Source organism: Stenotrophomonas sp. YJH_SMC_120 (assembly GCF_059368675.1).
Genome location: NZ_JCAFRY010000006.1, coordinates 68,759 through 92,082, shown reverse-complemented (window position 1 = coordinate 92,082; position 23,324 = coordinate 68,759). Strand labels below are relative to the sequence as shown.

General features: G+C 67.9%; 18 protein-coding genes and 1 riboswitch. Of the genes, 11 read left to right on the top strand and 7 right to left on the bottom strand.

Features of this window, described 5'->3' with window-relative positions; genetic code table 11:
- The first annotated feature begins 119 nt into the window (after positions 1-119).
- Positions 120-1,532 carry a DEAD/DEAH box helicase gene (locus AC5P60_RS10235; protein WP_005412154.1) on the top strand — a complete coding sequence of 471 codons (1,413 nt, stop codon included), beginning with the start codon at positions 120-122 and terminating at the stop codon, positions 1,530-1,532.
- 548 nt (positions 1,533-2,080) lie between these two features.
- Here AC5P60_RS10235 and AC5P60_RS10230 read toward each other — a convergent pair.
- Positions 2,081-4,669 (bottom strand): M14 family zinc carboxypeptidase, encoded by a 2,589-nt coding sequence (locus tag AC5P60_RS10230; protein WP_495201736.1) that lies wholly within the window; start codon positions 4,667-4,669, stop codon positions 2,081-2,083.
- Between the two features lie 74 nt (positions 4,670-4,743).
- Complete coding sequence (locus AC5P60_RS10225; protein ID WP_483693457.1) at positions 4,744-7,383, bottom strand: TonB-dependent receptor plug domain-containing protein; 2,640 nt, start codon at positions 7,381-7,383, stop codon at positions 4,744-4,746.
- 192 nt (positions 7,384-7,575) lie between these two features.
- Between AC5P60_RS10225 and queD the strand changes: the two genes are divergently transcribed.
- Both queD and AC5P60_RS10215 read left to right on the top strand, forming a co-directional pair.
- The gene (queD, locus tag AC5P60_RS10220) at positions 7,576-7,938 is read left to right on the top strand and encodes a 6-carboxytetrahydropterin synthase QueD (protein WP_005407953.1); all 363 of its coding nucleotides are present in this window, start codon (positions 7,576-7,578) and stop codon (positions 7,936-7,938) included.
- Between the two features lie 116 nt (positions 7,939-8,054).
- Complete coding sequence (locus AC5P60_RS10215; protein ID WP_049402253.1) at positions 8,055-8,402, top strand: phasin family protein; 348 nt, start codon at positions 8,055-8,057, stop codon at positions 8,400-8,402.
- A 765-nt stretch (positions 8,403-9,167) separates the two neighbouring features.
- Here AC5P60_RS10215 and asnB read toward each other — a convergent pair.
- On the bottom strand, positions 9,168-11,069 hold the full coding sequence (gene asnB, locus AC5P60_RS10210) for an asparagine synthase (glutamine-hydrolyzing) (protein WP_049460755.1): 1,902 nt from the start codon (positions 11,067-11,069) through the stop codon (positions 9,168-9,170).
- A 350-nt stretch (positions 11,070-11,419) separates the two neighbouring features.
- Here asnB and AC5P60_RS10205 point away from each other — a divergent pair, with 350 nt between their 5' ends.
- On the top strand, positions 11,420-12,109 hold the full coding sequence (locus tag AC5P60_RS10205; protein ID WP_049432963.1) for a winged helix-turn-helix domain-containing protein: 690 nt from the start codon (positions 11,420-11,422) through the stop codon (positions 12,107-12,109).
- On the top strand, positions 12,106-13,452 hold the full coding sequence (locus AC5P60_RS10200) for an ATP-binding protein (RefSeq protein WP_043033912.1): 1,347 nt from the start codon (positions 12,106-12,108) through the stop codon (positions 13,450-13,452). Before AC5P60_RS10205 ends, AC5P60_RS10200 begins: the two co-directional genes overlap by 4 nt.
- On the opposite strand, the gene AC5P60_RS10195 is transcribed toward AC5P60_RS10200, so the two are convergent.
- Both AC5P60_RS10195 and AC5P60_RS10190 read right to left on the bottom strand, forming a co-directional pair.
- Entirely contained in the window at positions 13,449-14,918 is a 1,470-nt protein-coding gene (locus AC5P60_RS10195; RefSeq protein ID WP_005407948.1) for a sensor histidine kinase, read from the bottom strand. The two genes, AC5P60_RS10200 and AC5P60_RS10195, sit on opposite strands and share 4 nt — an antisense overlap.
- Positions 14,915-15,634 (bottom strand): response regulator transcription factor, encoded by a 720-nt coding sequence (locus AC5P60_RS10190; protein WP_483693455.1) that lies wholly within the window; start codon positions 15,632-15,634, stop codon positions 14,915-14,917. The genes AC5P60_RS10195 and AC5P60_RS10190 overlap by 4 nt, the downstream gene beginning before the upstream one ends.
- Before the next feature lie 144 nt (positions 15,635-15,778).
- Here AC5P60_RS10190 and msrB point away from each other — a divergent pair, with 144 nt between their 5' ends.
- The 4 genes from msrB (at position 15,779) to AC5P60_RS10170 (ending at position 20,613) form a co-directional block, all read left to right on the top strand.
- Positions 15,779-16,354, top strand: coding sequence for a peptide-methionine (R)-S-oxide reductase MsrB (gene msrB, locus AC5P60_RS10185; protein ID WP_483693454.1), 576 nt, complete (start codon positions 15,779-15,781; stop codon positions 16,352-16,354).
- A gap of 2 nt (positions 16,355-16,356) precedes the next feature.
- Positions 16,357-18,123, top strand: coding sequence for a cytochrome c biogenesis protein DipZ (locus AC5P60_RS10180; RefSeq protein ID WP_483693453.1), 1,767 nt, complete (start codon positions 16,357-16,359; stop codon positions 18,121-18,123).
- A gap of 14 nt (positions 18,124-18,137) precedes the next feature.
- Entirely contained in the window at positions 18,138-18,875 is a 738-nt protein-coding gene (msrA, locus tag AC5P60_RS10175) for a peptide-methionine (S)-S-oxide reductase MsrA (protein ID WP_483693452.1), read from the top strand.
- Between the two features lie 289 nt (positions 18,876-19,164).
- Positions 19,165-20,613 (top strand): aminotransferase-like domain-containing protein, encoded by a 1,449-nt coding sequence (locus AC5P60_RS10170; protein ID WP_495201735.1) that lies wholly within the window; start codon positions 19,165-19,167, stop codon positions 20,611-20,613.
- 75 nt (positions 20,614-20,688) lie between these two features.
- Here AC5P60_RS10170 and bioD read toward each other — a convergent pair whose 3' ends face one another.
- Positions 20,689-21,372, bottom strand: coding sequence for a dethiobiotin synthase (bioD, locus tag AC5P60_RS10165; RefSeq protein ID WP_005407941.1), 684 nt, complete (start codon positions 21,370-21,372; stop codon positions 20,689-20,691).
- 68 nt (positions 21,373-21,440) lie between these two features.
- On the opposite strand from bioD, the gene AC5P60_RS10160 reads away from it, so the two are divergent.
- Both AC5P60_RS10160 and AC5P60_RS10155 read left to right on the top strand, forming a co-directional pair.
- A complete protein-coding gene (locus AC5P60_RS10160; protein ID WP_005407940.1) occupies positions 21,441-21,923 on the top strand; it encodes a GAF domain-containing protein in 483 nt (160 codons plus the stop codon).
- Positions 21,920-22,282 carry a TfoX/Sxy family protein gene (locus AC5P60_RS10155; protein WP_005407939.1) on the top strand — a complete coding sequence of 121 codons (363 nt, stop codon included), beginning with the start codon at positions 21,920-21,922 and terminating at the stop codon, positions 22,280-22,282. Before AC5P60_RS10160 ends, AC5P60_RS10155 begins: the two co-directional genes overlap by 4 nt.
- 91 nt (positions 22,283-22,373) lie before the next feature.
- Here the strand turns inward: AC5P60_RS10155 and AC5P60_RS10150 are convergent, their stop codons facing one another.
- Positions 22,374-22,952, bottom strand: coding sequence for a histidine phosphatase family protein (locus tag AC5P60_RS10150; RefSeq protein ID WP_005407938.1), 579 nt, complete (start codon positions 22,950-22,952; stop codon positions 22,374-22,376).
- 143 nt (positions 22,953-23,095) lie between these two features.
- Positions 23,096-23,318, top strand: a riboswitch (cobalamin riboswitch).
- Positions 23,319-23,324: the final 6 nt, after the last annotated feature.

Genomic DNA, 23,324 nt, shown 5'->3' with positions numbered 1-23,324 from the left:
GCCGGCTGCACCCAATTCTCGCAGCGCGGTTCACGGGAACGCTCCGAGTCAGCCGATCAGTTTGATCTGCCCCCGTCTGTCCGTTCGGACAGGCGTTTCTTGTACTTGGAGCAAACTCAATGTCTTTTGAATCGCTGGGCCTGGCGCCCTTCCTGCTGCGTGCGCTTGCCGAGCAGGGCTACGAAAACCCGACCCCGATCCAGCAGCAGGCGATCCCGCTGGCACTGGCCGGTCGTGACCTGCTGGCCGGCGCACAGACCGGCACCGGCAAGACCGCCGCCTTCGGCCTGCCGCTGCTGCAGCACCTGGGCACCGCCTCGCAGGAAGTGCGCAGCGGCCCACGCAAGCCGCGCGCGCTGATCCTGGCACCGACCCGCGAACTGGCCACCCAGGTGCACGACAGCCTGCGCGGCTACAGCAAGTACCTGCGCATTCCCAGCGCCTGTATCTACGGCGGCGTCGGCATGGGCAACCAGCTGGACATCCTGCGCCGTGGCGTGGACCTGCTGGTGGCCTGCCCGGGCCGCCTGATCGACCACCTGGAGCGTCGCAGCATCGACCTGTCCGGCATTGAACTGCTGGTGCTGGACGAAGCCGACCGCATGCTCGACATGGGCTTCCTGCCGTCGATCAAGCGCATCCTGGCCAAGCTGCCGAAGCAGAACCGGCAGACCCTGCTGTTCTCGGCCACCTTCGAGGACAACATCCGCCAGCTGGCGCTGGAGTTCATGCGCAACCCGGAACAGATCCAGGTGACGCCGAAGAACACCGTGGCCGAAACCATCACCCACCGCGTGCACCCGGTCGATGCCGGTCGCAAGCGCGACCTGCTGCTGCACCTGCTGGCGCAGGACAGCCGCGAGCAGACCCTGGTGTTCGCCCGCACCAAGCATGGCAGCGACAAACTGGCCTCGTTCCTGGAAAAGTCGGGCATCAAGACCGCGGCGATCCACGGCAACAAGAGCCAGGGGCAGCGCCTGCGTGCACTGGGTGACTTCAAGGCCGGCCGCGTGACCGTGCTGGTGGCGACCGATATCGCTGCGCGCGGCATCGACATCAACGAGCTGCCGAAGGTGATCAACTTCGACCTGCCGATGGTGGCCGAGGACTACGTGCACCGCATCGGCCGTACCGGCCGCAACGGCGCGACCGGCCAGGCGATTTCGCTGGTGGCACAGGATGAAGTGAAGCTGCTGCGTGCGATCGTGCGCCTGCTGGGCCGCGACATGGACATCCGCGATGTGCCGGGCTTCGAGCTGCAGGTGCCGATCCGCTGGGGCAACAGTGCGCCGGGCAAGGCCGAGCACGATACCGGCGAGCGCGCACCGCGCAAGAGCCATGCGCGCCGTCCGCACGGTGATGCGCCGCGCCACGCGCACGCAGGCCCGAAGAAGGCCGGCGGTGGCCGCCGCGAAGGCGGTGGCAATGGCCAGCAGCGTGCAGGTGCCGGCCAGGGCCAGCGCCGTGGCGGTGGTGGCAATGGTGGCGGCCGTGGTCGTGGCCAGGGTGGCGGCGGTGGTCGCGCCGGCTGATCCCAGCTGACATCGAGGGTGCTTCCCGCTGCGCGGAGGCTATCGAGGGACGGCGCTGACGCGCCGTCCTTTTTTGTTGCGGGCTACCGGGTGATAAAGCACGCGGTGGCAGTACCGAGGGCGAATGGGCATGGGGGCAGCGCAGAACACGCTGTAAATACGTCCATGTAGCTCGATGGCGCCATCCATGGCGCCAACGGTTCTGCGCTGCCCCCATGCCCATCCGCTTCAAGCATTGCCTGCGCCTTCTTGTCCCGCCGGGTAGCCGGGAGAAGAAAGATCAAATTCAAATTTTCAAAGGCAAAAGCCGAAGTCGCAATTCCTGGCTTTGCTTTTGCTTTTGCTTTTGCTTTTGTATTTGCCCTTGCTCCCGCCTTGGGATCTGATGCGTCCGCGCCCGCAGGAAACTGTCATGGGAGGCAGGGGGTCTCAGCCAGGACCGTTGGCGCCAAGGATGGCGCCATCGAGCCCCCATGGATGGGTTTACGGCGTGTCTTGGCTGAGGCCCCCTGCCTCCCAAGCACAACAGAAACTCGGCGCCAAACACCTCAACCCCGCGCTTTACTCGGATTCACCAGATTCCCGAAGAAGATCGCGTTGATCAGCAGTCGGTCCGTTCCGTGCCAGTACTTGCGGTGTGCCGGGTCATCGGCAAACAGCACCACGTTGCCCTGCCCCTGCGCCGACACCAGCAGCCACGCACTACCCGCCACCCGCGTGCGGTTGCGCTCGGACAGATAGCCATTCACCCGCGGCGGCGTGTCGATGCGCACCACCGTGGAAAACGGGTTCGCGCTCGGCTGCAGCGTCACTGTGTTCTCCTTGTTGATCGCCAGCTGCCGGCGCGGCACGCCGAACGCCAACGGATGGCTGGTGTCCACATCGGCACTAAGGATGTTGCCGCTGACCCGCTCGATCGCAGCGATGTCGCGCTGGTCGCCAAACGCGCGGCGACTTGCATCAGCAGCCTCTTCTTCCTTGCCGAGCTTTTCGCCGTCGGCCAGCTTCTGCTCGATCGCCCACTTCGAGGCACTGCCGTAGGTCACCAGTGAACCACCGGCCTGCACCCAGCGCTTCAGTGCAGCCACCGCCGTGGCATCGACGCCCGTGTAGGTGCCACCGGACAACACGATCGTGGTGTAGCGGTCCAGCGGTACCTTGCCCAGCTGCTGCGGATCCAGCTTGCTGGCCGGCAACTGCAGCTGCTGGTCGAGCAGGAACCACGCCGATCCGATTTCGGTGGCGGCCACGCCCTCGCCCATCACCAGTGCCACCGCAGGCTTGCGCAGCGCCTTGACGCCGTCACTGCCGAGGTCGATGCCTTCGCGGCTGCGGCCGCTGGACAGCGCGTGGCCCTGTACGCCCGCCTCGCGCGCGGCCGATGTCACTGTCTCGAGCAGCGCCGCGCCCTGCAGCGATTGCCCGGCAACCGGAATGACCAGGCTGCCGGCGGCGAAGCTGATGTCGCCCTGCGCGGTCGCGGTGGTGAACGGCTGGAATGCCGCGCGTGCATTCACGCCCTTGCCCTGCAGCGCGGCCAGCGCGCGCCCGGCGTTGTAGTCGCGCCAGTCGATGGCGTAGGCGAATCCGGCCTCGCCGCCCAGTACCGCGCCCTGCTCCACCGGCAGCGCGGCCACGCGTGCGCCGCCTTCGATGCGGCTGCCCGCAAAGGTCACGCCGTAGGCCGGTGCGATCGCATAGCTGGTGCTGCCGTAGAACACATCACCCTTGATCGGCGGCGTCTCGGCAAAGATCGAATGCACCAGGCGGAACTGCGCCTGCTGCACCGGCACCACGTAGGCGCTGCCGGCATCGAAGCGCTGCCCATCGACAGTGACGGCACGGTCCAGTGCGCGCACTTCGATCCGGTGCAGCAGCAGCAGTTCCAGCAGGCGCCGGGTCAGGGCCGGGTCATGCGCGTCGCCGAACACGAAGCTCTTCACCGGCTGCTGCGCAGCCTGCTTCAGCGCGCTCTGGAAGAACTGCTTCTGCAGGTCGAACAGGCCGCTGCGCTCGGTCACCGCGCCACGCACCGTGCCCAGCCCGGTGGCGACCTGGTTGCGGATGGTGAAGGGGAAGGTCAGCAGGCCATTCACCGATTCCTGCACGCGGCCGCGCGAGCTGGCCTGCTCGACGGTAACCCCGACAGCGCCATGGAAGTCCGGATAGGTGGAACCGTACACCGGCGAGAAGTTGTCGAAATTCTCGCCGGTGTAGTACAGCGAACCCAGGGCATCCAGCGCCTGCGCGTGGTACTTGGCGAGGGTCTTGTTGAATTCATACGACGCCGCCGGAATCAGCGGACTGTGCATGCTCTTCGGCGAGGGCTCGAAGTAGTAGGTGCTGTCCTTGCCCATTTCGTGGAAGTCGATCTGCACGTTCGGGTACCACTGGTGGAACACCTCCACCTTCGGCCGTGAGTCCTGCTGGGTGAGGGCCAGCCAGTCGCGGTTGAGATCGGTGAAGTAGTGGTTGGTACGACCCTGCGGGAAAGGCTCGACGTGTTCCTTGTCGGCGGGGTCGGCAGAAGCTGGGTCGGAGGCCCAGGCGTTGTGCCAGTTGGCAGCACGGTCACGACCATCCGGATTCTGCGCTGGATCGAACAGCACCACCGCCTGCTGCAGCCATTGCTGGGTTTCTGCGTTGCGGTTGGCCACCAGGTAGTACGCCGTCAGCATCGCTGCCTCGGCACTGGAGGTCTCGTTGCCGTGGACGCTGTAGCCCAGCCACACCACCACCGGGCTGTCACCGGCGGCGCTGCGCGGCTGCGCCGGATCGGCCAGGGTCGCGTGCTGCTGGCGGATCTGTTCCAGCCGCGCATGATTGCCTGCAGCGGTGACGGTGGCGATCAACAGCGGGCGGCCTTCATAGCTGCGGCCGATCTCGCGCACGCTGATCTTGTCCGAGCGTTTCGCCAGTTCCTGGAAGTACGCCACCAGCTGGTCGTGCCGGGTGTAACGGCTGCCGATCGGGTAGCCGAGGAACTGCTCCGGCGTCGGCACCGCTGCATCGAACGCCGCTGCGTCAGTGACCTGCGGAAAGAAGTACGCGCTCTGTGCCTGCGCCGGCTGCGGCAAGGACAGTGCGGTAGCGGCGGCAAGCAGCAACGGAAGAACGGCACGGCGATGCAAGGACACGGTGACTCCCCTGGAACACAACGGCAGACGATCGCGCGGCCGGTCCCCTCAGGTGACCGGCCGCGGCGGATGGATCAGAAGCGGTAATCGAAGCCCAGCGTGAAGTAGCGGCCACGCAGGTCGTACTGGCTGAAGTCGTACGGCGCGCGGATGCCCGGGAACGAGGCGTCGTACGGCGGCGTCTTGTCGGCCAGGTTCTGCACCTTGGCATACACGGTCAGCTTGTCGATGCCGGTGTAGGCCAGGTACAGGTCGTACTGGCTGTAGCTGCCGACGCGCTGCTGCACGGCTTTGGCGGCGGTGCTGGCCTCCTGGCGGTAGCTGCTGGTGTAGTACCAGGTCACGGCTGCGTTGAAATCACCGTACTTCCAGTCCAGCGTGGTGGTGGCCTTGTCCTTGGGCAGGGTCGCGCCCAGGTTGCTGCCGGCGTAGTCGACCAGCGGCCCACCGACCACGGTCGGGCGACGGTAGTCGCGCACGTGGGTGTAGGCCGAGGACACGGTGAAATCACCCAGTGCCGCGGTCGGGATGCGCTGGCGCAGCTCGACATCGATGCCCGAGGTCTTCAGCTCGCTCAGGTTCTGGTAGCGGTTGTAGACCGCCTGCAGCTTGCCGCGCTCATCGCGCTGCACGGCGCCGGCCACGTTGTCGTTGACCAGGGTCTGGGTGTTGTTGGTGCCGACCAGGTTGTCCAGCTGGATGCGGTAGTAGTCCACGCTCAGGTTGGTGTTGGCCCACGGCGACAGCACCACACCGAAGTTGACGCTCCTGGTGCGCTCCGGCTTCAGTTCGTTGTTGCCGACGGTGAAGAAGGTGGGGTTCTGGCGCGAGCCCGGCACGTCCGGATCACGCGGGTCGACCACGCTGCCGTAGGCGATGCTGGTGCTGTTGGAGTTTTCCGACAGTGACGGTGCCCGGAAGCCCTTGGACGCCGAGGCGCGCACCAGCAGGACGTCGAGCGGCTGCCAGCGCAGGCCGATCTTCGGCGAGAACGCATCGCCGAAGTCGTCGTAATGGTCGGCACGCGCAGCGGCGGACAGCTCCAGCGTCGAGGCCAGCGGCACGTTCACTTCGGCGTAGGCGGCACTGACCTGGCGCTTGCCGTGTACTTCAGCAATGGCCGGGCGCACCTGCAGGCCGGCATCGATCTGCCACGGATTGTTGGAGTCGAGCTTTTCGCGGCGCCACTCGGCGCCGGCGGCGAAGCCGATCTCGCCGGCCCAGGTATGGCCCAGGCTGCCGGAAATCTTCGCATCGATGCCCTGCAGCTTGGATTCGGCCGGACGCAGCGTGGCGATGTTGATCGAATCACGCACCGACTGCGGCGTGGCCGCCGGGTTGAGCAGGTTGTAGCTGCCCGTGGCCAGCGCGTCGGCCAGCGCCCAGCGGTTGGCGAAGCCACCGGACACGCTCTCGCGCTCGCTGCTGCGTGCACCGAACGCGGCCACTTCCCAGTCCCACGACGCGGTGGTGCCACGCAGGCCGAACACGCCGCGGTAGGCGGTGGAACGGTTGGTCTTGATCGTGCCGCCCAGGTCGAAGAAGGTGTACTCGATCGGGATCGCGCGGCCGTACGGGTTGTACGGATTGTTGGCCGGCAGCAGCGACGACACCGGCTCTGCCAGGCCGCTGTTCGCGTTCAGTGCGAAGCGGCCGCTCTCCAGGGTGAAGAACGGGCTGCTGCCGAACCACGCGGCACTCTTGATCTGGCTGTACAGCACTTCGCCGAATGCTTCGACGTTGTCGTTCAGGCGGAAGGTACCGTTGGCGTAGGCCTGGTAGCGCTTGGTCGAGGGGATCAGTGTGGTGAACGGTGCCTGGTTGAAGCCGCAGGTGTCGCCGGCCAGGCCGTCGATCGGTGCGCTGGCGACGCGGGTGGTGCCGGTCGGGCAGTTACCGTTGGCATCGAGCATCGGCACCGAGACGCCGTTGACCAGGTAGCGCGCGCCCTTGGCCGACCAGCCGTTCCAGCGGCCACCCGGCTTGTCGGTATAGATGCCGCTCTTGGTCAGGTTGCGTTCGTCCTGGTCCAGGCGCTCGCGGTTGTACCCCTGCAGGCTGAAGAGGATGTTGTAGCCATCGGTGTCGAGATCACCCAGGCCGCCGACGAACTTCAGGTTCTGCTCGTGCAGGCCGCCCTGGTCGGCACCACCGAAGCTGCCGCCGATCTCGGCGCCTTCGAAGTTCTGCCGGGTGATGATGTTGACCACGCCGGCCACGGCGTCGGAGCCGTACACCGCCGAGGCGCCGTCCTTGAGCACCTCAATGCGCTCGACCGCGACCAGCGGCAGCGCATTGAGATCGACGAAGGTGTCGGACAGGCCACCGGCCGGGAAGCCGTAGTTGGCCAGGCGACGGCCGTTGAGCAGCACCAGCGTGTTTTTCTGCGACAGGCCACGCAGGCCGATGCCGGCCGAGCCGGACGCCCAACCATTGTTGGTGGTTTCGTTGCTGGCGTTGCCGGTGTTGGCCGAGATCGAACGCAGCACATCGGCCACGGTGGCCTTGCCGGTCTGTTCCAGCTGCTGGCGGCCGATCACCTGCACCGGGTTGGAGGCCTCGATATCGGTGCGCTTGATGTTGGAACCGGTGACGCGCACGGCGGCCAGGGTACTGGCTTCGCCACTGGCATCGGCGGAGGTTTCGGCGGCGGCGGACAAAGGCGCGGCCAGAGCGACGGCCAGGGCCGCCACGAGCAGGGTGTGCTTTGGCATGACGATGTGGGGGAGGTGGAAAGGGCGACGTAGTTCCGCAGTAGTCCATGCCTGGCCGGGATGCGGCCAATAACATCTTTTCATACAGATATAAGAGAAACTATCATCTCTTCATCCGGATGGAAAGAGTTACTTCACGAAAGCCCAACATCCGCTCAGGATGGCCGGCCACCTGCGGCGTACAATCGCGCCATGGAAATCTTCAAAGTCTTCATGCTCGAGGCGGCGCACCGCCTCCCCAACGTGCCGCCGGGGCACAAGTGCGCGCGCCTGCATGGCCACTCGTTCCGGGTGGAACTGAAGGTCGAGGGCGAGCCGGGGGCGCAGACCGGCTGGATCATGGACTTCGGCGACGTGAAGGCGGCCTTCCAGCCGATCTACGACCGCCTGGACCATCACTACCTCAATGACATCCCCGGCCTGGAGAACCCGACCAGCGAGAACCTGGCGGTGTGGATCTGGAACGAACTCAAGCCCAGCCTGCCGGCGCTGAGCGAGATCACCGTGCACGAAACCTGCACCTCCGGCTGCCGCTACCGCGGCCCGACGGCCTGATCAACCCATTGATCTGAAAGGTGTTTCAAAGGCGCCTTGGGCGCCTTTGTTATTTTTGTTGCATTGCCGCATCAACGGCGTATGCTGCAATGCATCAAGCCACTCCCTGATGCCCCATGGCCGCCGCCTTCAGCGATCGCTTCAGTGATGCCACCCGCCAGCTCGCCGCCGCAGCAACCCGCGCGAACCGGTTGGCGTTGGAGAACGCGGAAAGCATGTTCGGCGTGCAGCTGAAGGCGATGGAGCGCAACCTGACCGCGACCGGCGGCTGGTTGGGTGAACTGGCCCGTAGTGACGACACGGCCGGGATGCTCAACAAGGGCGCACAGCTGTGGCAGGACAACCTGCAGCGGCTGGGCCAGGCCCAGCAGGACGTGGTCGGTCTCGGCCTGCAGGCCGGTAAGGCCTGGTCCGAACTGGTGCAGGGCTACAACGAATCAACGGCGGACGCGAGCAACCACTGACGCGACGCAACGCTCATTGCGTGGGTCCCTCCCCCCACGCAATCCGGACCCGGCAGATCCCTCCCTCTGCCGGGTCTTTTTTTGCCTGGCGTTTGGATACCGAAGTGCGTCTTAGCCCGACGTCTCTGCGAGCTGAAGGGCCCCGTCGGGGCAGGCAGGGGCCTGGGCAAATGTCCCCCGGCGCCGGCCGTTGGCCGTCACCTCCTCCTTTACTTTGCCCAAACCCCTGCCCGCCCCGACGAGGCTCGGCGTGCGGTGAGGAAAGCGCAGCACGCGGCCGCCTTTCAAGGAAGCGCCGACGAACTCCGAACGCAGGGCGTAGGCCCTTGCGTACGAAGTAAAGGGGGAGGTGACGGCCAACGGCCGGCGCCGGAGGACATTCGTACGCAAGGGCATCCGCCCGGCGCCACGCAGAATGAATCCGCCACACGCGTGTCTTCGTCCCGATTCCCCGCGAACTGACGGGCCCCGCCGAGACAGGCATGGGCCTGGGCAAATGTCCCCCGGCGCCGGCCGTTGGCCGTCCCCTCCTCCTTTACTTTGCCCAACCCCCTGCCCGCCTCGACGAGGCTCGGCTTGCGGCAGGAAAGGAAAAGCGCAGCGCTCGCGGCGCCTTTCAACGAGGCGTCGACGAACTCCGAACGCAGGGCGTAGGCCCTTGCGTACGAAGTAAAGGGGGAGGTGACGGCCAACGGCCGGCGCCGGAGGACATTCGTACGCAAGGGCCTACGCCCTGCCCCGCGCAGAACACACCGCGAAGCAACTTCAACGCCCGCGATTGACGTGCCAGTGCTGGTGCCACGCCTGGAACATCAGCACGTTCCACAGGTGCGTGTGCCACTTGCGCTCACCCCGCAGGAACGCTTCCCAGATGCCGCGCACGCGTGCCGCATCGAAGCAGCCCTGGTTGCGCAGCAGCTGCGGGTCCAGCAACGCCTCCGCCCAGTCGCGCAGCGGGCCCGCCAACCAGCGCGCCATCGGCGGTCCGAAGCCGCGCTTGGGGCGATACACCAGCGGCTCCGGCAGATAGCGTGCCAGCAGATGCTTGAGGATCCGCTTGTGCTCCCCATCGTGGTACTTCAGGTGCTGCGGCAGGCGCCAGGCCAACCGCACCACCTCCATGTCCAGCAGCGGCGCGCGCGTCTCCACGCCCGCCGCCATGCCCGCGCGATCGACCTTGGCGAGAATGCCCTCGGCCAGGTCCATGCGGAAATCCAGCAGCTGGATGCGGGCCTCGGCCGGCAGCGCCGTGTCCTGCTGCTGGAAGATCGTCATCGGCTCGCGTGCACCCAGAACCACCTGCGCCGGCTGCCGCCAGCGCGTCACGCGCTGCAGGTAGTGACCTTCCACGTCGTTGGCGGCGACTTCCGCCACCAGTGCGCGCCAGCCGCCCAGGCGGCCGCGCTCGACATTCATGCGGTTGCCGCTGCGCCGCGCCAGATCACGCACCCAGTCCGGCAGGCCACCGCACAGGCGTGCATTGCGCAGCGCGCGGCCATAGCTGGGGTGGCCGAAGAACAGTTCATCGCCGCCGTCGCCGGTCAGCGCCACCGGCTTGCGCGCGCCCAGCAGTTCGCTGGCCAGCAGGGTCGGCAGCTGCGAGGCATCGGCGAACGGTTCGCACCAGACCTGCGGCAGCCGCTGCAGCAGATCCAGGCCTTGTCGCGCGTCCATCCGGTGCAGATGATGCTGCACGCCCAGATGCCGCGCGACCTGCGAGGCCCAATCGCTCTCGTCATGGCCGGGATCGTCGAAGCCAACCGTCCACGCTTCGATCGGAAGCGTCGACTGTGCCTGCATCATCGCCGTCACCAGCGAGGAATCGGTGCCGCCGGACAGGAACGCACCGCAGGCCAGCGGCGAATGCATGCGTGCGGCGATGGCCTTCTGCAACACAGTTTCCAGCTGGTCGGTCGCCTGCTCCAGGCTCGGCGCCGGCAGCAGCGGTTCCTGCAGTGCGCTCTGCATCGCATCGCGTGCGCACCAGTAGCGTGAACCACCCTGTGCGGCCTGGCTGGAGCCGCCAGCCGCATGGTCATTCAGATCGATGCGCAGCATCGCGCCTGCCACCAGCTTGTGGATGCCGCGGTAGATGGTGTGCGGTGCCGGCACGTAGTCATGGCGCAGCAGCAGGCTCAGCGCATCCTGGTCGATGCTCGGGGCAAAACCGGCAAAGGCCTGGAGTGCCTTCATTTCCGAGGCGAACAGGAACCGGCCCTGGTACCAGCCGTAGTACAGCGGCCGCTCGCCAACCGGGTCGCGGGCCAGCCACAGTTCGCGCGACTCGCGGTCCCATACGCTGAAACCGAACGCGCCCTCGATGCGGGAAAGCGCCCGTTCCACGCCCCATTCGATGATCGCCTGCAGCAGCAGCCGCGCATCGCTGCAGCTGCGTGGCAGATCGCGCAGCTGCGACTGCAGGTCGGCCCGGTTGTACAACCGGCCATCCAGGCACAGCACGTAACGGCCACAATCCGAACTCAGGGGCTGCAACGGCGTATCGGTTGGCGCCCGGCAGTGGCCCAGCGCCAGGCCGGCCTCGGCGTCGGTCCAGTAGCCGATGCGCCCCCGGCCGCGCTGCTGCAGGGCGCGCAGCATTGGCGCCAGCTGCTGCAGCAGGTGTTCGTCCTCGGCGGGCGGCAGCCAGGCCCCGACCACGCCGCTCATCGGGCACCTCCGCAGCGGCAGCGGCGGGACGGGTTCAGCAGGCAGGCGGCGGCGGGCGACATGGGAGCGACACGCGGAGCGGAGGAGACTCCATGCTCGGCCCGCCCCCGGCCCTGCGTCAGTCGCTTTGCTGTCAGCGATGGTCACCGTGCGTATCACGAAGGTAACGTTTTGTAACAGCATCAGGCTATGCTGGACGCCAAGTTGTTGCCAGGCCTGAGGCCCGGCCCGTGCGCCAGCAACCCCGGCTGAATGGCGCCCGCCCCCGGGACCCGGGCGGCCCGAAGGCTGGGATAGCATCGCCGCGCTCGTGCCGTGGCGGTACGTGTGCGTCCACGGAGGCCTTGAAAATGCTGGATATCGTACTGGTCGAAGACGATGCCCGCCTGGGTACGATGGTCAGCGACTATCTGCAGCGGCATGGCTACCAGGTGGCCCACGAGCGCAGCGGTGAGCGTGCGGTGGCCCGGATCCTGGCCGACAAGCCCGCCCTGGTCCTGCTCGATGTCGGCCTGCCCGACCAGGATGGTTTCGAAGTGTGTCGGCAGATCCGTCCCCACTATGACGGCATCATCTGCGTGCTGACCGCCCGCACCGACAACATCGACCAGGTGCTGGGACTGGAACTGGGCGCCGATGATTACATCGGCAAGCCGATCGAACCACGGGTGCTGCTGGCCCGCCTGCGCGCCCACCTGCGCCGCCACCGCCGGGTCGAACCACGCGACGGCAGCCTCCGCTTCGGCGAGCTGAGCATCGACCCGTCCACCCGCAACGTGCACCTGCAGGGCGCGCTGCTGGAGCTCACCACTGCCGAGTTCGACCTGCTGTTCCTGCTGGCCAGCAATGCCGGCCAGATCCTGGACCGCGATGCGCTGCTGCGCGGCCTGCGCGGGATCGCCTTCGACGGCCTTGACCGTTCGATCGATGCACGCATCTCGCGCCTGCGCCGCAAGCTGGGCGACAGCCCAGAGCAGCCGGAACGGATCAAGACCGTGCGCGGCCGCGGCTACCTGTTCAGCCGCTCGGCATGGGGATGAAGCGCACGCCCTCGGCGATGCGCGGCCACGCCTTCCACTTCCTGCGCTACGGCATCGGCTTCCTGGTCGCCCACCTGCTGCTGATCGTGCTTGGCCTGTGGGCCTGGGATGCGCTGCTGGAAGACCGCACCGAAGCCGGACTGCTGGCCGAGATGCGCGGTACCCATGCCCTGCTGCAGCACCGCTTCGCCGAAACCCCGCGCGAGCAGTGGCCGACGCTGGCGCGCGAACTGGACGCCGACTTCGCCTATGCCCTGCGCATGGTGCCGTTGGCAGAGGCGATGAAGGCGCTGCCGGCCAGCCAGCGCCCCCCCTTCAGCAACGGCCGGGTGCAGATCGACCTGGAGCACATGCGCAGCCTGCAGCGGATCGGCGACAGCGACTACGCGGTGATGCTGGGGCCGTTGGACGAAGCGCTGCCTGACGAGGGCTGGCAGGACAGCGAAGTGTCAGGCGTGGCGATCCTGCTGCTGATCCTGATGGTGGCCGTGGCGCTGCCGATGTACGTGATGGTCTACCGCCTGTGGCGCGACGTCTCGCAGCTGGCCCAGGCCGCCCGGCAGATGCGCGACGGCCAGCTGGATACCCGCGCGCCGCGCGCCGGAACCGCGCTGGTGCGGCCGCTGGCCAATGCCTTCAATCACATGGCCGAGCAGCTGCAGCAGCTGCTGGAAAGCCAGCGCGTGCTGGCGCAGGCAGTGGCGCACGAAGTCCGCACGCCGCTGGCGCGGATGCGTTTCGGCCTGGCCGACCTGGAGGACACCGCGCTGGACGAGATCCAGCGTGATGCCTTGGGCGGCCTGCGCACTGATGTCGATCGGCTGCAGCACCTCACCGATGCCGGCGTCGAGTACGCCGCGCTCGGCCGCTGCCATCAGCTGACCCGCCAGCGCCTGCAGCTGGCGGCACTGGTACGTGGCGTGGTGGCCCAGTTCGCACCGCTGCCGATGCCGGTACAGCAGGTGCTGTCGCCGGCGGGCCTGGTCAACGTCAACCGGCACATGCTGGAACTGGCATTGCGCAACCTGCTCGGCAATGCCCTGCGCTATGCGCGGCGGCAGATCCGTATCGCCAGCACGGTCAACGACGGCTGGCTGTGCCTGCAGGTGGAGGACGATGGCCCCGGCATCGCACCCGAACTGCGCGGCCAGGTGCTGCAACCCTATGTGCGGCTGGATCCGGGCAGCCCCGGTTTCGGCCTCGGACTGGCGCTGGTGCAGGTGGTGGCCGACAAGCATGGCGGCCAGGTCGAAGTAACCGATTCGGAGCTGGGTGGTGCCTGCATCCGACTGCACCTGCCGCTGGAAAGCGGCGCTGCCGTCGAGTGCGATGCGGCCTGCTAGGCCGCTGGTTCCGCACGCGGCAACGCAAACGCGAACAACGCGCCGCGCTCGCTGTCACGCAGTTCGATGCGACGGCCGTGCAACTGCACAATGCGCTGCACGATCAGCAGGCCCAACCCGCCGTTCTCTCCACGTCGCGCGCCCAGCGCGGCCGGTGCCTGGAACAGCTGCGTGCGCAGTGCAGGGGCAACACCAGGTCCATCATCGGCCACGCTCACTTCCACGCTGTCCGGCGTCGCGCGCAGGCACACCTCGATCCGCCCACCGTCGGGCGCATGCCGCAGCGCGTTGTCGAGCAGGTTGGTCAGCACCCGCTCGACCAGGCCCAGATCGGCGCGCACCAGCGGCAGGCCGGGCGGGAAGTCCGCGTGCAGGTACTGGTTGCGAGCCTGCGCCGCCAGCTCGAATTTCTGCAGCACGTCCTGCAGCAGCTCCGGCAATGCGAACACCTCCCACTCCAGGCGCACTTCGCCATGTTCCAGCCGCGCCAGCTCGAACAGCGCACGCGCAAGCCGGCCAACCTTGGCGCTCTGCGCCAGCGCGATACCGAGGTAGCGGCGGCGCTCGTCCGGCGACAGCGTGGCGTCCTTCAGCGCCAGCGTTTCCAGATAGCCGTGCAGCGACGACAACGGCGTGCGCAGGTCATGCGAGATGTTGGCGACCAGCTCGCGGCGCTGCAGGTCCTGCTGGCGCAGCTGCTGCCACTGCTCGCCCAGCCGCTGCGCCATCTGCGCGTGTGCGTGCTCGAGGATCACCAGCTCGTCGCGCTCACCGGGGCGCAGCGGCTCCGGCGGCGGCAACGGCGTGGGTGCGTCGATGTCGAAGGCCTGGATGCGCCGGGTCAGCCGCCGCAGCGGGCGCGTCACCCAGTAGAAGGCCACCAGCCCGGCCAGCAGGCCCAGGCTGCCGACAAGCATCACCGACCACAGCGTGGTGTTCCACTGGCTGCCGGCGGCAAGGTCGTCGGACAGCATCTGACGGTGTTCGCCGACCAGCACCACGTACACATAACCGGCCTGGCGACCCTGCACGATCAGCGGCGCGGCACTGAACACCTTGCGGCCGTCCGTGCTGCGCGGGTCATCGCCCAGGATCGGCAACGGCGCACCGGCCAGCAGCCGGCGCAGCGGTGCCACGTCCACCCGGTTGCGCACCAGATGGCCTGTCGGCGCATCGTGGCCGAGGATGCGGCCCTGGTCGTCCAGCAGGTAGACCTCGACGCTGGGGTTGACCGCCATCAGCTGGCCGAACAGCGCGCGCACGGCGGCATCACGCATGCCGCTGGTGTCCATCAGTTCGCTGCGCTGGGCAATGTGCTCGGCCAGGCCCAGCGACAACCGCTGCACCACTTCCTGCTCGTGGCGGGTGTTGGCGCGCATCTGCAGCGCCAGCAACGCCATGCAGCACATCAGCATCAGCGCAGCGATCACCGCCGCCAGCTTCTGCCACAGGTTCGGCTTGATCATGGCGTCGCCCCGGCAGGATCGACCAGCTTGTAGCCACGGCCCCACACCGTCAGCAGCCGCCGTGGATTGGCCGGGTCCCGCTCGATCTTGCTGCGCAGGCGATTGATGTGGGTGTTGACCGTGTGCTCGTAGCCATCGTGCTGGTAGCCCCAGACCTGGTTGAGCAGTTCCATGCGCGCGAACACCTGGTCCGGATGACGGGCGAAGAACAGCAGCAGGTCGAACTCGCGCGGGGTCAGCTCCAGTGCGTTGCCATCCACCGAGGCGGTACGCGCGACCGGGTCCAGCTGCAGACCGCCCAGCTCGATCGCGCCGGCATCGATGCGCGCGCTCTGCGCCATCGCCTCGGCCCGGCGCAGCAGCGCACGCACACGGGCCACCAGTTCCGGCATCGAGAAGGGCTTGGCCAGGTAATCATCCGCACCCAGTTCCAGGCCGACGATGCGCTGCGTTTCGCTGCCACGCGCACTGATGATGATGATCGGCACATAGCGCGCCATCGCGCGTGCACGCTGGCAAACCTGCAGGCCGTCCACGCCGGGCAGCATCACGTCCAGCACCAGCGCATCCCATGGCCCTTCCTGCTCGAGCAGGCGCAGGCCGGCATCGCCGCTGGCGGCATGGGCGACGTCGTAGCCCTCATCGCCCAGATGCATGCGCAGCAGGTCGGCGATGTGGGCATCGTCTTCAACGATCAGCACGCGTTTGGTGGACATCGGCAGCTCGGGGCCAGTGGGGAGGCTGGCTGCATTGTGGCGCGGGATGGCCGCCGATACCTCACGAAAAATTGAATCCTGCGTGAGGATTCGTTGACCCGGGCGGGCGCAGCATGGCCCCGTCGCCCCTTCCCGGAGTCCGCCATGTCCCTTACCCGACGCCATCTGCTGGGCCTGGGCGGTGTTGCCACCGCCGCCGGCCTGCTCGGCCTAGGGGCCTGCAGCCGTGCCGCCCCGGCCGCCGCTGAAGCGCGCCCGTCGCGACAGTTCGAGGTCATGCGCAGCGATGCCGACTGGCGCCAGCGCCTGACCCCGGCGCAGTACGCAGTGCTGCGCCAGCAGGCGACCGAGCGCCCGTACAGCAGCCCGCTCAACAGGGAACACCGGCAGGGCACGTTTGCCTGCGCCGGCTGTGCGCTGCCGCTGTTCTCCTCCTCCACCAAGTTCGAGAGCGGCACCGGCTGGCCCAGCTTCTGGGCGCCACTGCACAACGCCATCAGCGAAGACCGCGACGTCACCTTCGGCATGCTGCGGGTGGAGGTGCACTGCCGTCGCTGCGGTGGCCATCTCGGCCATGTGTTCAACGACGGGCCTCGCCCAACCGGACTTCGCTACTGCATGAACGGCGCGGCGATGGTGTTCGTTCCCGGTGCCGCTGAGGGCGGTACCGCCGATGGCTGGCGGGTGCCGGTCGGTTCTTCCCCTGCTTCCGGAGCCTGACGATGCTGCTGTTGCTGCTTGCCTACCTGGGGGGCGCGCTGACCCTGCTCAGTCCCTGCATCCTGCCGGTGCTGCCGTTCGTGTTCGCCCGTGCCGACCGCCCCTTCCTGCGCAGCACGCTGCCGCTGCTGCTGGGCATGGCACTCACCTTCACCGTGGTCGCCAGCCTGGCTGCGGTGGGCAGCCAATGGGTGGCACAGGCCAACCAGGTCGGACGCTGGATCGCCGTGCTGCTGATGGCGCTGTTCGCACTGGCATTGCTCTGGCCACGACTGGCCGACCACCTGCTGGCGCCGTTCCAGCGCGTGGGTGCCCGCTTGAGCGCGCGTGCCGATGCGGCCGACGCAGCGGGGCGTGGCGGCGCATGGACCTCGCTGCTGATCGGTATCGCCACCGGCCTGCTGTGGGCGCCGTGCGCCGGGCCGATCCTCGGCCTGGTGCTGACCGGTGCCGCGCTGCATGGCGCCAGCGTGGGTACCACTACCCTGCTGCTGGCATATGCGCTGGGCGCGATCACGGCGCTGGCCCTGGCCGTGTGGGTGGGCGGCCGCGTGTTCCGTGCGCTGCACGCGCGGCTTGGCCTTGGCGATGTGCTGCGCAAGGTGCTGGGCGTGGCCGCCTTGCTGGCGGTGGTGGCGATCGCCCTGGGCTGGGATACCGGCCTGCTGACCCGTCTTTCCACGGTCAGCACCGCGCGTATCGAGCAGGGCCTGCTGGATGCGGTACCCGGCGCGCAGCCGGCAGCTCCGCCGATGATGATGGCCGGTGCCAACGCCGCTGCCGATGCACCGCTGCCGGTGGAAGGCACCCTGCCCGCGCTGGATGGTGCCACCGGCTGGCTCAACAGCCCGCCGCTGACGGCCCAGCAGCTGCGCGGCAAGGTGGTGCTGGTCGATTTCTGGACGTACTCGTGCATCAACTGCCTGCGCGCGATGCCGTTCGTGCACGAATGGGAGCGCCGTTATCGCGACCACGGCCTGGTAGTGGTCGGCGTGCACACCCCGGAGTTCGCCTTCGAGCGTGACCCGCGCAACGTCATGAAGGCGGTGCAGCAGCTGAAGGTCGAGTACCCGGTGGCGCTGGACAACCAGTACACGATCTGGCGCGCGTTCAACAACCGCTACTGGCCGGCGCAGTACTTCGTCGATGCGCAGGGCAACATCCGCGGCCACCAGTTCGGCGAGGGCAACTATGCGCGCTCGGAACAGGTGATCCGTCGCTTGCTGACCGAGGCCGGCCAGACGAACCTGCCGCCGCCGGCCGATCCGGCCGCCGCCGATCTGAAGGGCGTGGCTGCGCAGGCCGACATGGGCAATCTGCGCTCGCCGGAAACCTATCTGGGCCACGCCCGTGCCGAGCAGTTCGCCTCGCCCGGTGGGCAGCGCAGCGACACCGCGTTCGACTACACATTGCCGGCCACCCTGGCGTTGAATCAGTGGGGCCTGTCCGGACGCTGGACCGTTACCGACGAGGCTGCGCAGGTGCAGCAGGCCGGTGGCCGCATCGCCTTCCAGTTCCATGCGCGCGACCTGCACCTGGTGCTGGCACCAGGCCAGGAAGGAAAGCCGGTGCACTTCCGCGTCCTGCTGGATGGCAAGCCATTGCCGGCCACCGATGCCGGCACTGATGTCGGCGCCGATGGCAGCGGCGTGGTCGACGAGCACCGCCTCTACCAGCTGGTGCGCCAACGCGGCACGGTCAGCCCGCACCGCTTCGAGATCGAATTCCTCGATGCGGGCGTGCAGGCCTATGCCTTCACCTTCGGTTGAACCGGGAGGACACGATGAAATTCTCCTTTGAGCAGGGCATTGCCGCTGGCGTTGCCGGACTGGTGGCCACGGCACTCATCGCCGGCGTGCTGCTCGTTGACCATGGCGCCATCGCGGCACCGGTCGAAGCCAGCGCGCAGACCGGCGCGCTGCCAGCACCCAGCGGCGATGCCGCGTTCCGCGATGACGCCACCCACGCCAGCGTGGTGTTCGCCGGCGGTTGCTTCTGGGGCGTGCAGGGCGTGTTCCAGCATGTCAAAGGCGTGAGTAATGCGGTGTCCGGCTACATCGGTGGCAGCGCTGCCAATGCCCGCTATGAGCGGGTCAGCAGCGGTCAGACCGGTCATGCCGAAGCGGTGAAGGTCGACTACGACCCACGCCAGGTCAGCTATGGGCAGTTGATGCAGGTGTTCTTCTCGGTGGTGCACGACCCGACCCAGCTCAACCGTCAGGGGCCCGACCACGGCAGCCAGTACCGGTCGGCGATCTTCACTGACGACGCCCGCCAGCAGGCGGCCAGCCGCGCCTACATCGCCCAGCTCGGCCAGGCCGGCAGCTTCCGCGCGCCGATCGTCACCCAGCTGGTCAGCGGCCAGCGCTTCTACCCGGCCGAGAGCTACCACCAGAACTACATGACCAATTACCCGCAGGCCGCCTACATCCGCTACTACGACGCGCCGAAGCTGGCCGCCTTGGGCAGGCAGTTCCCGGGGCTGTACCGGCGCGATGCAGCGCTGGTGCCGATGCGCTGACGGCATTTCCGTGGGGCCGGCTGGCGCTCGGTGCGGCTCCTGCCGATGCGGTAACGCCCCGGGTAGTGCCGGCCGCTGGCCGGCTCTTGCGGTTCCAGGGATTGCCGGCCAGCGGCCGGCACTACCAAAAAGGGATTGCCGGCCAGCGGCCGGCACTACCAAAAAAAGACGCACGGCCATCCAGCCGTGCGCTTGGAAAGTACCGGCCGTGCCCCGATCAGGCCCGGCCGACAACGACATGCTAGGCTCGCCGTCATCATGGGTACAGCACCAGATGGCGGGAAACTCGATGGATACAGATGATCAGAGCGCAATGATCCCCCCCCGCTACCAACGGCTGTCCGACGAACTGGCCGAGGCCATCCACGGCGGACGCCTTCCGGTAGGCAGCCGCCTGCCCTCGCTGCGGCAGATGGCCCTGCAGCGCAGGCTCAGCCTGAACACGGTGATCGCCGCCTACCGCCAGCTGGAAGACGCTGGTCTGGTCATTCCGCGGCCCAAGGCCGGCTTCGAGGTCGCGCCGCGGCTGTCGGTGCCGGAACGTTCGCTGCGCGACACACCTTCTGCGCCCACCGCGCCGCTGCAGCAGGTACTGATGGCCCGCGTGCTGGAAGCACAGCGCCGCCCCGGCGTGATCGACGTGGCCTTTGCCGGCCCGCGCGGTCGCCAGTTCTACCCCGGCGCGCAGCTGGCCAAGCACACGGCGCAGGTACTGCGCCATGGCCAGCAGACCGTGGAGACCTACGCACGCCCCAACGGCTCGCCACGGCTGCTGGCGCAGATCGTGCGCCGCGGCCCGCGCATGGGCCTGCATACCCACAGCGAACGCCTGCTGCTGACCCACGGTGCGATGGAAGGCCTGCAGCTGGCACTACGCGCGGTCACCCAGCCCGGTGATGCGGTCGGCATCGAGGCGCCGTCCTACTTCAACCTCTACCCGTTGCTGGCCAACCTCGGCCTGCAGGCCATCGAACTGCCCACCCACCCGCAGCTCGGCCTGGATGTGGATGCGCTGGATGCGCTGCTGGAGCACACGCCGCTGGCCGCACTGGTGGTGATGCCGACCGTGCACAACCCGCTCGGCTGCACCATGCCGACCACCGCCAAGCAACGCCTGGCCGAACTGGTCAACGCACGCCAGCTGCCGCTGATCGAAGATGCGGTGTATGCAGAACTGCAGTTCTGCGAACCGCCGGCACCGCTCCTGAAGGCCTTCGATCGCGATGGCTGGGTGATGGTGGTCGGCGGCTTTTCCAAGACGCTGGCGCCGGATTACCGCATCGGCTGGCTCGATGGCGGCCGCTTCGCCGAGCGCATCGCGCTGCTGAAATTCCAGTCCACCGGCGGCGAGCCGCAGCTGCTGGGCGACGCGGTGGCGGCCTATCTGGAAGCGGGCAGCTACGAGCACCATCTGCATCGCATGCGCCGGCTGTACCGCGAACAGGTCGGACGGCTGCGCCAGCTGGTGGCCGAACACTTCCCGGCCGGCACCCGCGCCACCGAACCGCAGGGTGGCTTCCTGCTGTGGCTGGAACTGCCGGGCGTGGACACGCGCGAGCTGTTCGAGCGTGCACTGCAGGAGGACATCGTGTTCATGCCCGGCCAGGTGTATTCACGCGGCGCGCGGTATCGCCATTGCCTGCGGCTGTCGTGCTGCCAGACGCTGGATGCACGCTTCATCGGCGCGGTGGAGCGGTTGGGTGCGATCGCGCGGGAGCTGGCGGCCGCAGCACGGTAGTGCCGGCCGCTGGCCGGCAACTGCACGCAGGTGGATACATCGAGGTTGCCGGCCAGCGGCCGGCACTACCCCAAGTCAATCGAGCAGATGCGCGCTCAACGCTTCGCCATCCGCTCCCGGCAGATGTGGCAGCCGCCCCCAGCACGGCATCGGCAGGCGCTGCTGCAGCGTTGCGATGTTCTCATCCTGGCGCTGCATCGCCGGGTCGATGTGGTTGCCGATCCAGCCCAGGCACTCCACGCCGCTGGCCTGCAACGACTGCGCGGTCAGTCGCGCGTGGTTGACGCAGCCCAGCCGCATGCCCACCACCAGCAACACCGGCAACCGCAATGCGCGCACCAGGTCGAGCTGGTCGAGCGTGGCCGAGACTGGTGCCAGCCAACCGCCAACCCCCTCGACCACCACGACATCGGCCTGCGCGCGCAGCCGCTCGAACGCTGCCATGATCGGCGCCAGCTCCACCTGCACGCCGTCCGCGGCAGCGGCCAGCTCCGGTGCCAGCGGCTGGCGCAACGCATATGGGTTCAGATCGGCATAGTCCGGTACCGGCCAGCTGGCCGCCTGCAGCGCCAATGCGTCTTCGTTGCGCAGGCCCTGGCCCAGGTCTTCGCTGCCGCTGGCCACCGGCTTCATGCCCACCGCACGCAGGCCGCGCCGGCGCAGTGTGTGCAGCAGCGCGGTGCTGGCCGCGGTCTTGCCGATCTCGGTATCGGTGCCGGTGACGAACAGGGCGGGCGGCAGCGTGGCGGGCAACGGCATCGACGGGCTCCAACAGGGCAACAGTGTGTGCATTATCGCTGGCCCGGCACGCTTGCTAGACTGCTGGCATGTTCGCCAATGCCTCGCTCACCGGCAGCAAGCCGGAACAATACGCCCAGCTGCTGGAACAGGCCCGTGGCCTGGTCTACGCCGAGTCCGACCGCATCGCCAACGCGGCCAACCTCTCGGCCCTGGTCTACCACGCCCTGCCCGACCTGAACTGGGTGGGCTTCTACCTGTACGACGGCAAGGAACTGGTGGTCGGCCCGTTCCAGGGCCTGCCGGCCTGCGTGCGCATCCCGCTGGACAAGGGCGTGTGCGGTGCCGCCGCCAGCCAGCGCGTGACCCAGCGCGTAGAGGACGTCGACGCCTTCCCCGGCCACATCGCCTGCGATTCGGCCTCGCGCTCGGAACTGGTAGTGCCGCTGCTGCGCGGCGATGAACTGATCGGCGTGTTCGACATCGACAGCCCGAAGGTCGGCCGCTTCGATGCCGACGACCAGGCTGGCCTGGAAGCCATCGCCCGCGTGTTCGTTGAGGCGCTGGGATGAGCGCACCGAAGCTGCGCAACATCGGCCCGAAAAGTGCGGCGTGGCTGCGCCAGGTCGGCCTGCGCAGCCGCGACGACCTGGTCGCGATCGGAGCCGTCGGCGCCTTCGTCAAGGTCAAGCGCGCCGGCTTCAAGCCCAGCCTGAACCTGCTGTACTCGCTGGAAGGCGCGTTGCTGGACTGCCATTGGCAGGAGCTGAGCGAGCCACAGCGTGAAGCACTGGTGCAGGATTACGAAGCACGCATCGCTGCGCATCCGCTGAAGGCAGCCGGCCCGGCATCGGGCCCGGTGCATGAGCAGCGCTTCGATGCCGACGATGACGCTGAAGACAGCGTGGCCGAGGGCGCGGACGAGGATTGAGGCCTCCGCGTTCCTGGGGATGCCGGCCAGCGGCCGGCATTACCAGTGTGATGCGGGATCGGTAGCGCCGGGCCATGCCCGGCGAGTGCGCTCAGGGCTGCTGCAGCTCCAGCAACTCACCCACCAGCCCGATCTCGCCGCGCTCCAGCCACACCCGCAGGCGCGTGCCGTGGTCGATGCGCAGCGCCCAGCACAGCGACATCGGCAGGCCGCAGACCTGCGACAGCACCATGCGCAACGGGCCGCCATGGCTGACCACCAGCGTCGGCACCGGATCGTCATCATCGAGCAGGCGATCCAGCGCGCGCGCGATGCGCCGCTCGAAGTGGCCCCAGCTCTCGCCATTGGGCGGCGGGAACGCGTGCGGGTCGGCATGGAAGGCCGCCAGTGCATCCTCCGGCAGGTCGAACAGCGACCGCCCGTCCCAATCGCCGAAGTCCAGTTCTTCCCATTCCTCGTCCGCTTCCACGTCCAGCCCACGCGGCGTGGCCAGGGCCATCGCCGTATGCAGCGCGCGCAACCGCGGTGAACTGATCACCCGCTCCCAGCGTTGCCCGGCGTAGGCCTCGACCAGCTCCTGTGGCAGGCCGGCCAGCTGCGGTGGGTCGCTGCGGCCATCAAGGAACTCATCACGGCCATTGCCGGCATGGCGGACCAGGTCGAGGATCATGCGCGCGTCCCGGACGGGCGACGCAGGTACAGCGGAAAACGGGCGGACATCGGCAACGGCACCACGGGATCGAGCAACCATTCTAAAGGCACAGCAAAGGCAGTCGCGCAGGCGCGACGCAACGGGACGGCCTGCGATGCCGTAGACTGCGCCCACTTCCAGGTGACCTGCGGCCATGGCCGGCAGGTTGAAACGGGAAGCCGGTGACGCGTGATTCCACGCCAGGCCGGCGCTGCCCCCGCAACGGTAAGCACGTCAGTTCCAGGCAACACCGCCACTGTGCCGCAGGCATGGGAAGGCGCCTGGACGGTGGCCTCGCGCCACCCGGCGGCAAGCCCGGAGACCGGCCCGGAAGCCTCAGGTCGCGATGCG

Bases quoted from the DNA above. Each gene is read 5' to 3' on its own strand.
- AC5P60_RS10235 (WP_005412154.1), top strand. From the start codon at position 120: ATGTCTTTTGAATCGCTGGGCCTGGCGCCCTTCCTGCTGCGTGCGCTT.
- AC5P60_RS10225 (WP_483693457.1), bottom strand. From the start codon at position 7,383: ATGCCAAAGCACACCCTGCTCGTGGCGGCCCTGGCCGTCGCTCTGGCC.
- queD (WP_005407953.1), top strand. From the start codon at position 7,576: ATGGAAATCTTCAAAGTCTTCATGCTCGAGGCGGCGCACCGCCTCCCC.
- AC5P60_RS10215 (WP_049402253.1), top strand. From the start codon at position 8,055: ATGGCCGCCGCCTTCAGCGATCGCTTCAGTGATGCCACCCGCCAGCTC.
- asnB (WP_049460755.1), bottom strand. From the start codon at position 11,069: ATGAGCGGCGTGGTCGGGGCCTGGCTGCCGCCCGCCGAGGACGAACAC.
- AC5P60_RS10205 (WP_049432963.1), top strand. From the start codon at position 11,420: ATGCTGGATATCGTACTGGTCGAAGACGATGCCCGCCTGGGTACGATG.
- AC5P60_RS10200 (WP_043033912.1), top strand. From the start codon at position 12,106: ATGAAGCGCACGCCCTCGGCGATGCGCGGCCACGCCTTCCACTTCCTG.
- AC5P60_RS10195 (WP_005407948.1), bottom strand. From the start codon at position 14,918: ATGATCAAGCCGAACCTGTGGCAGAAGCTGGCGGCGGTGATCGCTGCG.
- AC5P60_RS10190 (WP_483693455.1), bottom strand. From the start codon at position 15,634: ATGTCCACCAAACGCGTGCTGATCGTTGAAGACGATGCCCACATCGCC.
- msrB (WP_483693454.1), top strand. From the start codon at position 15,779: ATGTCCCTTACCCGACGCCATCTGCTGGGCCTGGGCGGTGTTGCCACC.
- AC5P60_RS10180 (WP_483693453.1), top strand. From the start codon at position 16,357: ATGCTGCTGTTGCTGCTTGCCTACCTGGGGGGCGCGCTGACCCTGCTC.
- msrA (WP_483693452.1), top strand. From the start codon at position 18,138: ATGAAATTCTCCTTTGAGCAGGGCATTGCCGCTGGCGTTGCCGGACTG.
- AC5P60_RS10170 (WP_495201735.1), top strand. From the start codon at position 19,165: ATGGATACAGATGATCAGAGCGCAATGATCCCCCCCCGCTACCAACGG.
- bioD (WP_005407941.1), bottom strand. From the start codon at position 21,372: ATGCCGTTGCCCGCCACGCTGCCGCCCGCCCTGTTCGTCACCGGCACC.
- AC5P60_RS10160 (WP_005407940.1), top strand. From the start codon at position 21,441: ATGTTCGCCAATGCCTCGCTCACCGGCAGCAAGCCGGAACAATACGCC.
- AC5P60_RS10155 (WP_005407939.1), top strand. From the start codon at position 21,920: ATGAGCGCACCGAAGCTGCGCAACATCGGCCCGAAAAGTGCGGCGTGG.
- AC5P60_RS10150 (WP_005407938.1), bottom strand. From the start codon at position 22,952: ATGATCCTCGACCTGGTCCGCCATGCCGGCAATGGCCGTGATGAGTTC.